The sequence below is a fragment of the Haloplanus rubicundus genome (assembly GCF_003342675.1).
Lineage (GTDB): Archaea > Halobacteriota > Halobacteria > Halobacteriales > Haloferacaceae > Haloplanus > Haloplanus rubicundus.
In genome coordinates this window covers 2,031,020-2,043,253 of record NZ_CP031148.1, presented here as the reverse complement: position 1 = coordinate 2,043,253, position 12,234 = coordinate 2,031,020, and the positions used below count along the sequence as shown (strand labels likewise).

Sequence of the window (12,234 nt, the reverse complement as noted above, 5' to 3'; positions counted from 1 at the left end):
CGGCCGGTCATTCGGCCGGCGCCGTCACCCGTAACGTCGATCGAATCGCCTCGGTCACTTCCTTCGATCTGAGAACGGTGATGCCGTCCGTCGTCACGAAGACGCCCCGGTCGCCGTCGATGACGCGCGTCATGAACCCGTTCTCGAACACCCGGAGCGTGTACTGGTAGTCGCCGAGTTCGCTCCCCTCGTACGCCATCTGTGTGCGAAATCCCGCGGCCTCGTGTTCGACCGACGCCGCGAGGTCGGCGTCGGCTTCCAGGTCGGACCGGAGATACATCTGCTCGTACGCGTCCGGCGTGAAGTACGTGACACTCCGCAAGCTGTCGCCGACTGCGGTTCGGCAGGCGCTCACCAACTGCTCCTCGAGCGACGGATCGACGAGATCACGTTGGTCGGACATGTTACACGGTATCACGCACCACACTCTGATAACTCCATCGACAGTTCGTGACGGTAGGGTTTTGAGTGGCGGGCGTAACGAACGGATATGGTGAGGCGGCTCGTGCTCGGGTGTGGGCGCGCTGGCGAAACCGTCGCGGGTGTCGTCTCGACGTGGGGCGGGGAGCTTCGGGCTGTCCTCCCGGACGACTCCCGGATCGAGGGACTCGACGGCATCGCGGAGGTGACCCGCGGCGATCCGACGGACCCCGCGACGTATCCCGACGCGACCGACGTGGTGGTGGTGCTCGGGGAGGACGCCGACCGCAACCTCGCGGCCGCCCGGCAGGCCCGCGAGTCGTTTCCGGAGGCCCTGATCGTCGCCTGCGACGGGCGGCGGGGGTCCGAGTCGGGTCCCGCGCTCGAGGAGGTGGCCGACCGCGTCGTCGACGTGCAGGGGCTCGTCGTCGACCACCTCCTCGAGGCGGTCACCGGCGAGGGGGCCGAGCGGGTCTGTCGACTGTTGAGCGTCCTCCGCGACATCGACGGCCGGCTGGCCGTCGTGATGCACGACAACCCCGATCCAGACGCCATCGCGTCGGCCATCGCGCTCGCACACGTCGCTCGGACGGTCGGCGTCGACGCCGACGCCTGTTACTTCGGGGAGATTTCACACCAGGAGAACCGGGCGCTGGTGAACCTGCTCGACCTCGACCTCCTGAGCGTGGAGTCGGCGGACCGGATCGCGGAGTACGCGGGCGTCGCCCTCGTCGATCACTCGAGACCCGGCGTGAACGACGGGTTGGACCCCGACACCGAGGTGGACGTGGTGATCGACCACCACCCGCCGCGGGCGCCGGTCGAGGCGCGGTACGTCGACCTCCGGAGCGACGTGGGCGCGACCAGTACGCTCCTCGCGGAGTATCTCGACCGACTCGGAATGACGCCGGATCGCGTGGTCGCGACGGCGCTTTTGTACGGCATCCGGATCGACACGCGTGACTTCACGCGCGAGGCAGTCGAGGCCGACTTCGAGGCGGCCGCGTTCCTCCTCCCGACCGCCGACGAGTCGGTGCTCGACCGTGTCGAGGAACCGAGCATGAGCGCGGACGTACTCGCGACGCTGTCGGCGGCGATCCGCAACCGCCGGGTGCGTGGGGACGTGCTCACGACCGGCGTCGGGCGGGTCCGCGACCGCGACGCCCTCGCACAGGCCGCCGACCGTCTGCTCGACATGGAAGGGATCTGCATCGTCGTCGTCCACGGCTTCATGAACGAGACGGTCTACGTCTCCGGCCGGGCGCGCGGCACCGACGTCGACCTCGGCGAGGTGTTGCGCGACGCGCTCGGCTCCATCGGGAGCGCCGGCGGACACGCCGATATGGCGGGGGCACAGATCCCGCTCGGCATCCTCGGCGCGGTGGAGGAGGCGTCGGCCGAGTCGCTGGCGAGCATCGTCGACGACGTGATCGCCGGCCGGCTGTTCGAGGTGCTGGAGAACCCGCCGAGCGCGCCCCGGCGCGACCCCGCTGCCGCCGACATCGCGCTGGAGTTCCCGCTGGAGGAGTGATACGGATTAGTGTAACTGTGTACCGGTGGTTCGCCAAGACGGGTCGGCGAACCACCGGTAATGGCTTACACGAAACCGTATGAGCGGTCGGCGAGCGAGCCGCCGACGACCACCCTTTTGAGAGTCGGCGTCGTACGGCCCTGCAATGGCCGCGAACGCGACAGTCGAAGATTACATGACCCGTGACGTGGCGACCGTCTCGCCGGACGACACCGTCTCCGAGGTGTCGCGTCGAATCGTCGAGAGCGACGGTCACACCGGCTTCCCGGTGACCGACGGGCGACACGTCGAGGGGTTCATCAGCGCCCGGGATCTGCTGGCGGCCGACGACAACGCCCGGGTGTTCACCGTGATGTCCGAGGATCTCGTGGTCGCCCACCCGGAGATGAAGATCAACGACGCCGCGCGGGTGATCCTCCGGTCGGGCATCCAGAAGCTCCCGGTCGTCGACGACGCCGGCAACCTCGTCGGCATCATCTCGAATACGGACGTGATCCGGAGTCAGATCGAACGCGCCACGCCCGAGAAGGTGGGGAAGCTCATGCACACCTTGGAGGAGATTCACGACATCGACGTCTCCGAGGAACGACGACAGATCGAGCTCTCGGAGCTCACACCCACGCAGTCGCGGGTGTACGCCGACGAACTCCAGGGCCGGAGCTACGAACTCGAACACGGGCTGGCCGAACCGCTGGTCGTCATCGACAACGCGGGAACGCTCCTGCTCGCCGACGGCCACCACCGCGTCATGGCCGCCAACCGCCTCGACATCGAGGAGATGGACGCCTACGTCATCGTCGTCGACGCCGCCGCGGAGCTCGAACTCGGGATGCAACGCACCGCGGAGAAAGAGGGGTTAGAGACCATCGACGATATCTCGGTCGTCGACTACGCCCGTCACCCGCTGATCGAGACGACCGAACGCCTGCAGGAAGAGGGACGGTGAGTGACGGCCAGCCTCGTCGGTGCTCCGATTCGACGGTCGTGCTGAAAACAGTGCGTATGCCGCACGGCTCGATCGGGTGAGGTGGCGAGTCACGGTCCACGATCGTTGCTTTTCACGCGCCCGTGGACCTCCGAGCGGACGATTCCGATCAGCCGGACGCCACAGACGAGGATCGCTCCGATACCGGTGAACAGTAGTAGGTGAGCGAGGACTCGAAACAGGTACTCGACCAGAGTCACGTTCTGAGTTATATGCAACACGAGGAGCGATGCCACAATCATCTGTGATGGCGGGAGGAATCGGCACGCCCGGCTACGTCGTCCGAACGCCCCGGTAGGACAGTACGACCCCCGCAATAAAGACGATCGTCGCGAGGTAGATCGGTCCCAGATGTGTCACCCAATCGTGGGAGAACGCATCCGCCGTCCAGTGCATCGGGAGTGCGAGCGCGAGACCGACGACGGCGCTGACGATCGCGGTCGCCCACGCCCACGTGAGCCGCTGGCGCACACCGTACCACGAGAGGCCTGTGACGGCGATGCCCGTCGAGATGATGAACGCGGCGGTGGCGACGTGCAGGTGACTGATGTAGTACGCCACCCTCGGATCGAGGTCGGCGCTCGTCATCCCAGCCAGCGTACTGACGCCGAGTTCGAAGCCAGTACCCACGAAATTCAACGCGAGAAACACGACCCCGTAGCCGACGAACGCGACACCGGCGAGTGCCATCAACAACGCTCCGTTCCGGACTTGCGATTCGACCTGTACTCCCTGTTCGTCCGCGACTGGTTGATCTGTAGCCATGCTGATCACTTGGTTGCCCCGAGTGTGACGCTCTTGACGCCGTACTTCTCGCACGCATTCGCCGCCCGATCGGAGATGAATTCGTACTGGCTGTTGTCCCGGACATCCGTCACTGCGAAGCCAGCGGCTTCGATGGCCGTCGTATAGCGGTCGATCTGCTCGGCCCCGCCGATGCAAGCCGCCCAGAGGTCCTCGTCGTTCTTGATGCTCTCCGGCATCACCTCCTCGCTGATGATGTCGGAGATGGCAAGCCGACCGCCGGGAGCGAGCACCCGATGGGCTTCCTCGAACACCTGTGCCTTGTCCGGAGAGAGGTTGATGACCCCGTTCGAGACGACGACGTCGAAGGCCCCATCGTCGAAGGGAACGTCTTCGATGTATCCCTGCTCGAACGAGACGTTCTCCAGTCCAGCCTCGTCGCGCAACTTGCGGGCCTTCTCGAGTTGTTGGACCGTCATGTCCAGCCCGGTCACGCTTCCGTCGTCTCCCACGTGGAGTGCGGCGACGAACACGTCCGTGCCCGATCCACTGCCGAGGTCCAGCACGTCGTCGCCGTCCTCGATAGCGGCCAGATCGAAGTAATATCCGACGCCGGCGAACGATTCCATCGCCTCCGCGGGAATCCGATCGAGATGCTCCGGCGGATAACCGAGGCGTTCCGCCAGCGGGCGACCCATCTCGAAGTGATACCCTTCGTCCGGCTCCTCCGCGACATCCTGGTAGACCGATTTAACTGCCTGTTCCAGTTTGTCGACGTCGAGTGAGTTTGCCATGTGCCTGTCCTCTCAGTCGTCGGCTTCCACCTCGGCAGGCGTGTTCACCGTGAGGTTGATATCCTGTTCGAGCGAGACGAGCGTGTAGACCGGCGCACGTCGTGCCCACTCGTCGACCTCGTCTTTGTCGAGATCGGGGCTCTCGATCTCGATCTCGGCGGTCAGGTTCTCGAACACCGTGTCGGCGTTCCCGAGATCCTCGAGACTGAAGAGGACGGCCGGGTCGAAGTCGGTACGAACGCGCGTTTCGAGGTGGTCGATGTCGACGCCGTTGGCCACGGCGTTGATGGTGATGCCGACGTTGATGCAGGAGACGAGCGCAGACAGTGCTGCTTCGATCGGCTCGAGCCGATCGGTCGCGCCGACCCAGCCGCCGGCATCCAGCACTTCCTTCCAGCCTCCGTACGGAATCGTGTACTCCCGGGTGTCGCGTGCGATCGTCTCGCCGCCGAGGACGTACGAGTCGATCGTCGCGAGGCTGTGAGCGGCCGTCCCCTCGTAGGTCGATCGGGCGCTCAGCCCGAGTTGAACGTCCTCGGGGTTCTCGGCGGCGTGCTCCGCGAAGGCGGCGAGTGCCTCGGGATCGACGCCGTGGGTAACCTGGCCTTCGGATGCCATGATTAGACCACCTGAAGGTGTTCCTTCCGGAGTTCGTCGTCCGAGTAGTCCTGTCCGTGACCCTCCCGCATGTGTCTCTTGGCCAGTTCGATCGCTTCGGTTTCGTCTTCCGACTGAATGATGAATCGGCAGTCGACCGCCTCCGATTCACAGTCGAGTTTGTATGCGTCAGCCATCGTCGGTTCAGTTGCCTTGCGGCAAGATGTGTTACAGACTCCCAAGGATAGATAACTAACTCGTGACAGTTATGCAGTGGATAACAGCCGCGGTAGTGGTTGCAGGGGTTGGTATTCGGTGACAGTCAATCAGACGTTGACGACTGTGCGGTTACTGCAAACGAGATGGCTATAGTAGCGTTTGAGATCAACGACCACGAAAAGAGGATATCGGCCCACATCGTCCGACCGGTCGGTTCCCCGGGAACGGGCACGAAGCCCACCGATAGGTTCGGCTGTGATCGGGGCGTTCGATACCCACCTCAAAGGTCCTGTTCGATGGGGAGAATTGGCGTCTTTCGTCGGTGGAGCGTGAAAGTCGATTCCGCCCATGCGCGTGCGTCCGTGTCGTCGGTGTCGACCAAGACTCGAACCATAACGCCCTCGCGGTCGTATCCAGTGACTGCGATTCGGTCGTCGAAGATACTGACCCCAAACGGTGGTAACTCGTCGTGCAATCGGACATCGAGATTGCCGCTCTCCAGTGCCTCCGAGAATAGATCCGGACAGTTCGAGCGAATGTAATTGGCTACTCTCGGCGGGTTGATGAGCTCCGTTTCCATCCCATCGACGATTCGCTCGCAGAGTTCGGTCTTACAGGAATCGAGCATGGCAACGTCGAATCCGGTAAATCGCAGTCGATCCGTCTCCTCGATGAGCGAGCAGAAACGGGTGATCGGGCGGGACGGATCCTCGGGGTCGGCCACCGTGACGGTCGCATCCGCACACATCTTGATGGTGAAACCGCTCTCATCGTCCGGAAGTAATCGCCACACGTCGCGTAGCTTCCGTTCGGTTTCCACCCGGTCGATCAAATCCGCCATCGCTGACGCGACGAAGGCACCCAGTTGTGTCGCCTCGTACTGATACCCATCCCTTTGAACCCAGTCGCGGTCCTCGAACTCGCCAAGCGTCCGTCTGATCGTAGACTCCGAAACGCCGGCCATCTCCCAGAGTTCCGAGCGGCTACGGGGACGAACCGTGAGCGCGATAAGCGTCGGCGCTCGGTGTTCGGATCGTATGAGGTACGCTATATCGTCGATCGCCGTCCCTCTGTTACGTTCCCCCATGTTACCGCTACACATGTTGAACTAATAACAGCTGTGCCGTTCGAAGCGTCACTCGAACGACTTCGAAAGGGTGTACGTCACTTCAGTGCTACTCATCCATTCCGATCGTAACAGGATGACGGATCCGATCACTCCATCCAGCGGACGAGTTCTATGGGTTCAGCCGTGCCTGTCGGCTGGACGGCCGTGGGACGATTCGACACGTCGAGTTACCGACTCCAGTCACGTGGCGACGGCCGACAACTACACCGCTGGGTACGCCCCAACGGTGTCGGCCGGGGCCGAGAAGTCGTCGCCGGTACCGGTGTCGTCACCGTCGTCGTCATCGTTCGGCCCATCGTCACCGCCGTCGTCATCGTTCGGCCCATCGTCACCGCCGTCGTCACTCTCCTCATCCGGCCGCTCGACGCCCACCAGGTCGAGTTCGGGCACCAGCATTCCGAGCACCGACAGCGAGTAGTACCGGACGAACGTGAGCGCCGGCACCTGCACGATGAGGCCGACGACGATCATGACGAGGACGAACAGGGCAACGAGCACGGCAGCGACGATCAGGCCGACGTGGCTCGCGCCGGCGGCCGAGGTGGCGAGATACAGCCCGCCGCCGACGATAGCGAACGGAATCGCGACGATCAGCGCGGCCAGCAGGACGACCAGCGAGACGGCGAGACTCACCGCGATACCGAGGACGAACTTCGCGACGACGTAGAGGGCGACCTGTTTCCACTCGGCCCGGAGCGTCGGCCAGAGGCGCCGCCAGCCGTCGACGACGCCCCGACTCTCGGTCAGCATCGTCGGGACGACGAAGTCCGTCGTCAGTCCGAGGACGACGCTCCCGGCGAGTGCGACGACGCCGAACACCACGATCAGGGGGACGAGCAGGATCAGGAACGCGGGCGAGACGCCGATGCCGACGCCGAACACCGCGAGTAGCGGAAGGCCGACGACGAGCAGGCTCACGAGGCCGACGGCGAGTCGGAAGCCGAACAGCCGGAGCCCGGGGCGCAGGTTCGCGCCGAAGGGGTCGCGGATCGACACCTCGCGGTCGCGGAGGCCGACGATCAGGACGAACTCCATGACGGCACCGATCAAACTCCAGACGAGCGCCAACAGGAGGATCAGGACGACGACACCGGCGATGACCGCGGCGACGGAGCCGATGTCGGGCAGCGACGGCGCCGGCACGTCCGACGGCATCCCGCCACCGCCGCCACCCGAGGGCACGTTGACGTTGCTCCCGCCGGTCGGGACGCCGCCGCCGACGCCGACGAACAGGGCGATGAGGGCGAGTCGCAGCCATCGCCCGCGGTCGACGGGGCGGAGGAGGTCCTCGGTCGCGTCACGGGCGTCACTCAGGGCCGCGAAGGCGTACCAGTTGGAGGGCATACTTATCCTCGCACGCCGAAATGACAAAAGCGTGTAGGGTTCGTCTCGGATTCGCGGACGCGACGCTCTTTACGCCCGCGGCCGAACGGCCCGACATGACCGCCTTCGAACGCCGGACGCGACGCGTTCAGTCCCGCCTCGACGCCGTCGGCGCCGACGCCCTCGCGCTCACGCCCGGTCGGGACTGGTACTATCTGACCGGTGTGGACGCCGAGCAGAGCGACCGCCTCCAACTGCTCGTCGTGCCCGCCGACGGAGACCCGACGCTCGTCGTCCCGACGCTCGAAGCCGCATCGGTTCGGGAGGCGTGGGTCGACGACGTGCGGACGTGGGACGACGACGAGGGGCCGTGGCCCGTCCTCGATCCGTTGCTCGACGCGCTCGCCCCGTCGCGGCTCCTCCTCGCGGATCGGATGTGGACGCAGTACGCACTCGGCGTCCGCGAGCGACTGCCCGACGCCGACGTGGGCCTCGCGAGCGAGGTGCTCTCGCCGCTACGACGGGTGAAGGATGGCCGAGAACTCGACGCGCTCCGGGCGGCGGGGAACGCCGCCGACGCGACGATGCGGGACGTACGCGCCCTCGGCGCCGACGCCGTCGGGATGACGGAGGCCGAACTCGCCGACTACGTCGAGGAGCGCCTAGAAGCCCACGGCGGGACGGGCGTCGCCTTCGAGACCATCGTCGCCGCGGGACCGAACGGCGCCGACCCCCACCACGCGAGCGGCGACCGGGTGATCGGCGCCGGCGACCCCGTCGTCCTCGACTTCGGGACGCGGGTGGACGCCTACCCGAGCGACCAGACCCGCACCGTCGTCTTCGACGGCGAGCCGAGCGAGGAGTTCCGGCGCGTCCACGACGTCGTCCGCGAGGCGCAGTCGCGGGCCGTCGCGGCCGTCGAACCCGGGGTGTCGGCGGGGGCGGTGGACCGCGCCGCCCGCGAGGTGATCGAGGACGCCGGCTACGGCGACGAGTTCGTCCATCGAACGGGTCACGGCGTCGGTCTCGACGTGCACGAGGCACCCGACATCGTCGCCGGGAATGAGACGAAACTGGAACCGGGGACGGTCTTCAGCGTCGAACCCGGCGTCTACCTTCCCGACCGCTTCGGAGTTCGGATCGAGGATCTGGTGGTCGTGACTGCCGACGACGGCGCCGAGCGGCTGAACCACACCGACCGGCGGTGGCGGGTCTAGGCGTCGTCACCGGCGCCGGAACTGGAACCGGCGTCACCCCCGAGCAACGCGTCCACGTCGGCGTGTTCCGTCAGTAACGACTCCATCACGTCGACGGTGCGCTCGTCCCGCGTCCGCCCGCTCCGGATCACCTCCTCGGCGCGTTCGAGCGTCGAGAGGGTATCGGCCGAGGACAGCAAGACTGGCAGGCCCTTCTCGGCCGCCTTGCCGAGGACGGTTCCCGGCGGGCGGCGCCCACCGGTGACGACGAGGCAGGTGATCCCCGGGGCTTCGAGCGCGGCGGTGTGGATGTCGGTCCGGTCGCCGCCGGTGATGACGGCGGCCGCCTTCGTCCGCCGGAAGAAGCGCAGGGCCTCCTCGCCGCTCATCGCGCCGACGAGAAACCGTTCGACGACACCGTCGGTCGGGGCGTCGGTCAGCGTTTCGACGCCGAGTTCGTCGGCGAGTTCGGCGACGGTGACGCCCGCGAGGTCGGGGTCGCGGGGCAGGACGCCCACGACGGGGATGCCCTTGCCCTCCAGAAACGGCGCGACGACGCTCTCGACCTCGTCGTAGGCGGCGTCGGCCACGCGGTTGAAGACGACGCCGACGAGGCGGTCGCCGAGTCGGCGGGCGGCCGCCAGCGTGTCGTCGATGTCCGGCGGCGATCCGTAGTCGGCGAGCAGGACCACCTCGGCGTCGAGCAGCTCCGCCACCTCCGCGTCGGTGAGGTCGACGACGCCGCCGGTGGTGAGGCGGCCGCCGCCCTCGACGACGACGAAGTCGCGGCCCTCGCTCACGGCGTCGAACCCCTCGCGCACGCGTTCGCGGAGGTCGGCGGGGTTCTCGCGCCCGTCCATCGCCGAGCGGACGAACGTCGGCGAGTAGACGATGGGCTCCATCTCGTGCATCTCGTCGTCGGTGTCGAGGAGTTCGCGCGCGAGCATCGGATCGCGATCCAGCGTCTTGCCGACGTGGCTCTGGAGGCGCGTCCCCTTCGGTTTCATGTAGCCGACGCTCCGGCCCCGGGCCTTCGCGAGACGGCCCAGCGCGACGGCGACGGCCGTCTTGCCTGTGCTCTCTCCGGTCGCGGTGACGAGTAGGGTGGTCATGGTTCGGGTTCGATGGTGAGTCGGAGGTCGACGGCCTCGACGCCGTCAGGCCGGACGATCAGGGGGTTCACGTCGAGTTCGAGGATTTCGGGGAAGTCCGTGACGAGTTGCGAGAGGCGGCCGACCGTCTCGGCGACCGCCTCGCGATCCACGGGGTCGCGGCCGCGTGCCCCGGACAGCAGCGGCGACGCCCTGATCTCTTCGGTCATCGCCAGCGCCTCCGTCTCCGCGACGGGCGCGAGGCGGACGGCGGTGTCTTCCATCACCTCGACGAACACGCCGCCGAGGCCGAAGAGGACGAGGGGACCGAACTGCGGGTCGCGGTTCGTGCCGACGATGGTCTCGACGCCCGACTCCGTATCGACCTGCTCTTGCACTTGCACGCCGAGAATCGTCGCGTCGGGCTGGTAGTTCCGCGCCCGGGCGATCAGGTCCTCGTAGGCGTCGTAGACGTCCTCGTGGGCGACGCCGACTTTCACGCCGCCGATGTCGGACTTGTGCAGGATGTCGGGGCTGACGATTTTCATGACGACCGGGTCGCCGATCCGTTCCGCCGCCTCGAGGGCGTCGGTCGGCGAGTCGACCACCTCGCCGGCCGGCGTCGGAATCCCGTAGGCGTCGAGCAGCGGGGTAGCCTCGACGCCGAGACGCGTCGCGCCGCGGTCGCGCGCCCGGTCGAGAACCGTCGTGGCCGCCTCGTGGTCCACGTCGTAGGTCGTCGGCTCCGGGCGCTCGCGGTCCCGAACCTCCCGGTAGCGTTCGAGCGTCGCGAGGCTTCCGACGGCCCGCGCCGGGTCGAAGTAGTTGGGGATGCCGGCGTCTTCGAGGACGTCGTCGGCTTCGCGGGCACGCTCGCCGCCCATCAGACACGTCGTGACGGGGAGGTCGTGTCGGGACTGCAGGTCGGCCACGTCGGCGGCCAACTGTGTAAAGTCGATAGTCGCCGTGGGCGCGGCGAGCACGACGGCCGCGCCGACGGCGTCGTCGGCGAGCACGACGTCGACGGCGTCGCGGAGGCGGTCGTTGTCGGCGTCGCCGATGACGTCGACGGGGTTGTAGACGTTCGCTCCCCCGGGCAGGCGGTCACGGAGGCGGTCGACGGTCGCCGACCCGAAGTCGGCGAGCGAGAGGGGGCCGTCCCCGACGGCGTCGGTGGCCATCACGCCCGGCCCGCCGGCGTTGGTGACGACGGCTACGCCGTCGGTGTCGGGAATCGGCTGGCCGGCGAGGACGCGCGCGGCGTCGAAGAGGTCCTGCACCGTGTCGGCGCGGATGACCCCCGCCTCGCGGAGGCCGGCCGCGTAGGCGCGGTCACGGCCCGCCATCGCCCCGGTGTGGGAGGACGCCGCCTGTGCGCCCGCCTCGGTCCGCCCCGACTTCACGACGACGACGGGCGTCTCGCGGGTCACCTCGCGGGCCACGTCGACGAACCGGCGGCCGTCCTCGATGCTCTCCAGGTAGCCGACGATCACGTCCGTCCTCTCGTCGTCGCCCCACGACGCCACGAAATCGGATTCGTCGAGGACGGCCTTGTTGCCCAGCGACACGACGTTCTCGAAGCCGACGCCGTGGTCGGCCGCCCAGTCGAGGACGGCGGTGACGAACGCGCCCGACTGGCTCAGAAAGGAGATGGACCCGGACGGTGCCGACCGGGGGGCGAACGTGGCGTTCAGACCGACGGCCGTGCCGATGATCCCGAGGCAGTTCGGGCCGACGAGGTTCAGGTCGTACTCTTCGGCGACGGCTTCGAGTTCGCGCTCGCGCGCGGCGCCCTCGCCGCCCGTCTCGCCGAACCCCGCGGTGACGACGACGACGTTCTCGATGCCCGCCTCGGCCGCCTCGCGCACCACGTCGACGGCAGCCGAAACCGGAACGGCGACCACCGCCAGGTCGGCGCCCGCCTCGCCGACGCCGTCGACGCAGGGGAGTCCACACACCGTCTCGTAGTTCGGGTTGACGGGGACGACGTCGCCCTCGAAGCCCGCTTGCAGGTTCTCGACGAGGGCGCGGCCGACCGATCCCGGACGCTCCGTCGCCCCGACGACGGCGACCCGTTCGGGAGCGAACAGCGCGGAGAGTGTACCCATCGAGTCCGGCTACCACCGGTCACCGCATAAAACGGACGGGCGGTTCCCGCCGGTTTAGGCCGACCAAATGTATCGAGAATATGATAATACTTAACCG

At 67.1% G+C, this 12,234-nt stretch carries 12 protein-coding genes; 3 read left to right on the top strand and 9 right to left on the bottom strand.

Going from position 1 to position 12,234, the window contains the following annotated elements; translation table 11 throughout:
* Nucleotides 1-7 precede the first annotated feature (7 nt).
* Nucleotides 8-403, bottom strand: a complete 396-nt coding sequence (locus DU484_RS11415) for a DUF7522 family protein (RefSeq protein ID WP_114586166.1) — start codon at nucleotides 401-403, stop codon at nucleotides 8-10.
* Nucleotides 404-490: 87 nt separating this feature from the next.
* Here DU484_RS11415 and DU484_RS11410 point away from each other — a divergent pair, with 87 nt between their 5' ends.
* Both DU484_RS11410 and DU484_RS11405 read left to right on the top strand, forming a co-directional pair.
* Complete coding sequence (locus tag DU484_RS11410; protein WP_114605951.1) at nucleotides 491-1,951, top strand: DHH family phosphoesterase; 1,461 nt, start codon at nucleotides 491-493, stop codon at nucleotides 1,949-1,951.
* Nucleotides 1,952-2,096: 145 nt separating this feature from the next.
* Nucleotides 2,097-2,897 (top strand): CBS pair associated ParBc domain-containing protein, encoded by an 801-nt coding sequence (locus tag DU484_RS11405; protein ID WP_114605950.1) that lies wholly within the window; start codon nucleotides 2,097-2,099, stop codon nucleotides 2,895-2,897.
* Nucleotides 2,898-3,209: 312 nt separating this feature from the next.
* Here DU484_RS11405 and DU484_RS11395 read toward each other — a convergent pair whose 3' ends face one another.
* The 6 genes from DU484_RS11395 to DU484_RS11370 form a co-directional block, all read right to left on the bottom strand.
* Complete coding sequence (locus DU484_RS11395) at nucleotides 3,210-3,701, bottom strand: hypothetical protein (protein WP_114606777.1); 492 nt, start codon at nucleotides 3,699-3,701, stop codon at nucleotides 3,210-3,212.
* Between the two features lie 5 nt (nucleotides 3,702-3,706).
* On the bottom strand, nucleotides 3,707-4,474 hold the full coding sequence (locus tag DU484_RS11390) for a methyltransferase domain-containing protein (protein WP_114586162.1): 768 nt from the start codon (nucleotides 4,472-4,474) through the stop codon (nucleotides 3,707-3,709).
* Between the two features lie 12 nt (nucleotides 4,475-4,486).
* Nucleotides 4,487-5,092, bottom strand: coding sequence for an OsmC family protein (locus tag DU484_RS11385; protein WP_114586161.1), 606 nt, complete (start codon nucleotides 5,090-5,092; stop codon nucleotides 4,487-4,489).
* Nucleotides 5,093-5,094: 2 nt separating this feature from the next.
* The gene (locus DU484_RS11380; RefSeq protein ID WP_114586160.1) at nucleotides 5,095-5,268 is read right to left on the bottom strand and encodes a DUF1059 domain-containing protein; all 174 of its coding nucleotides are present in this window, start codon (nucleotides 5,266-5,268) and stop codon (nucleotides 5,095-5,097) included.
* A gap of 302 nt (nucleotides 5,269-5,570) precedes the next feature.
* Complete coding sequence (locus DU484_RS11375; protein ID WP_114605948.1) at nucleotides 5,571-6,377, bottom strand: helix-turn-helix transcriptional regulator; 807 nt, start codon at nucleotides 6,375-6,377, stop codon at nucleotides 5,571-5,573.
* A gap of 243 nt (nucleotides 6,378-6,620) precedes the next feature.
* Nucleotides 6,621-7,763 carry a DUF7544 domain-containing protein gene (locus DU484_RS11370; RefSeq protein ID WP_114605947.1) on the bottom strand — a complete coding sequence of 381 codons (1,143 nt, stop codon included), beginning with the start codon at nucleotides 7,761-7,763 and terminating at the stop codon, nucleotides 6,621-6,623.
* A 95-nt stretch (nucleotides 7,764-7,858) separates the two neighbouring features.
* Here DU484_RS11370 and DU484_RS11365 point away from each other — a divergent pair, with 95 nt between their 5' ends.
* Nucleotides 7,859-8,959 carry a M24 family metallopeptidase gene (locus tag DU484_RS11365; RefSeq protein ID WP_114605946.1) on the top strand — a complete coding sequence of 367 codons (1,101 nt, stop codon included), beginning with the start codon at nucleotides 7,859-7,861 and terminating at the stop codon, nucleotides 8,957-8,959.
* Here the strand turns inward: DU484_RS11365 and DU484_RS11360 are convergent.
* Both DU484_RS11360 and DU484_RS11355 read right to left on the bottom strand, forming a co-directional pair.
* Nucleotides 8,956-10,050, bottom strand: coding sequence for a phosphotransacetylase family protein (locus DU484_RS11360; RefSeq protein WP_114605945.1), 1,095 nt, complete (start codon nucleotides 10,048-10,050; stop codon nucleotides 8,956-8,958). The genes DU484_RS11365 and DU484_RS11360 overlap by 4 nt on opposite strands.
* Nucleotides 10,047-12,137: an acetate--CoA ligase family protein gene (locus DU484_RS11355; RefSeq protein ID WP_114605944.1), complete on the bottom strand. Its 2,091-nt coding sequence runs from the start codon at nucleotides 12,135-12,137 to the stop codon at nucleotides 10,047-10,049. Before DU484_RS11355 ends, DU484_RS11360 begins: the two co-directional genes overlap by 4 nt.
* Nucleotides 12,138-12,234: the final 97 nt, after the last annotated feature.

What these genes read in the sequence shown, in the direction of transcription:
- DU484_RS11360 (WP_114605945.1), bottom strand. Translation starts at nt 10,050, where the DNA reads ATGACCACCCTACTCGTCACCGCGACCGGAGAGAGCACAGGCAAGACG.
- DU484_RS11415 (WP_114586166.1), bottom strand. Translation starts at nt 403, where the DNA reads ATGTCCGACCAACGTGATCTCGTCGATCCGTCGCTCGAGGAGCAGTTG.
- DU484_RS11410 (WP_114605951.1), top strand. Translation starts at nt 491, where the DNA reads ATGGTGAGGCGGCTCGTGCTCGGGTGTGGGCGCGCTGGCGAAACCGTC.
- DU484_RS11380 (WP_114586160.1), bottom strand. Translation starts at nt 5,268, where the DNA reads ATGGCTGACGCATACAAACTCGACTGTGAATCGGAGGCGGTCGACTGC.
- DU484_RS11405 (WP_114605950.1), top strand. Translation starts at nt 2,097, where the DNA reads ATGGCCGCGAACGCGACAGTCGAAGATTACATGACCCGTGACGTGGCG.
- DU484_RS11355 (WP_114605944.1), bottom strand. Translation starts at nt 12,137, where the DNA reads ATGGGTACACTCTCCGCGCTGTTCGCTCCCGAACGGGTCGCCGTCGTC.
- DU484_RS11385 (WP_114586161.1), bottom strand. Translation starts at nt 5,092, where the DNA reads ATGGCATCCGAAGGCCAGGTTACCCACGGCGTCGATCCCGAGGCACTC.
- DU484_RS11370 (WP_114605947.1), bottom strand. Translation starts at nt 7,763, where the DNA reads ATGCCCTCCAACTGGTACGCCTTCGCGGCCCTGAGTGACGCCCGTGAC.
- DU484_RS11365 (WP_114605946.1), top strand. Translation starts at nt 7,859, where the DNA reads ATGACCGCCTTCGAACGCCGGACGCGACGCGTTCAGTCCCGCCTCGAC.
- DU484_RS11395 (WP_114606777.1), bottom strand. Translation starts at nt 3,701, where the DNA reads ATGGCTACAGATCAACCAGTCGCGGACGAACAGGGAGTACAGGTCGAA.
- DU484_RS11390 (WP_114586162.1), bottom strand. Translation starts at nt 4,474, where the DNA reads ATGGCAAACTCACTCGACGTCGACAAACTGGAACAGGCAGTTAAATCG.
- DU484_RS11375 (WP_114605948.1), bottom strand. Translation starts at nt 6,377, where the DNA reads ATGGGGGAACGTAACAGAGGGACGGCGATCGACGATATAGCGTACCTC.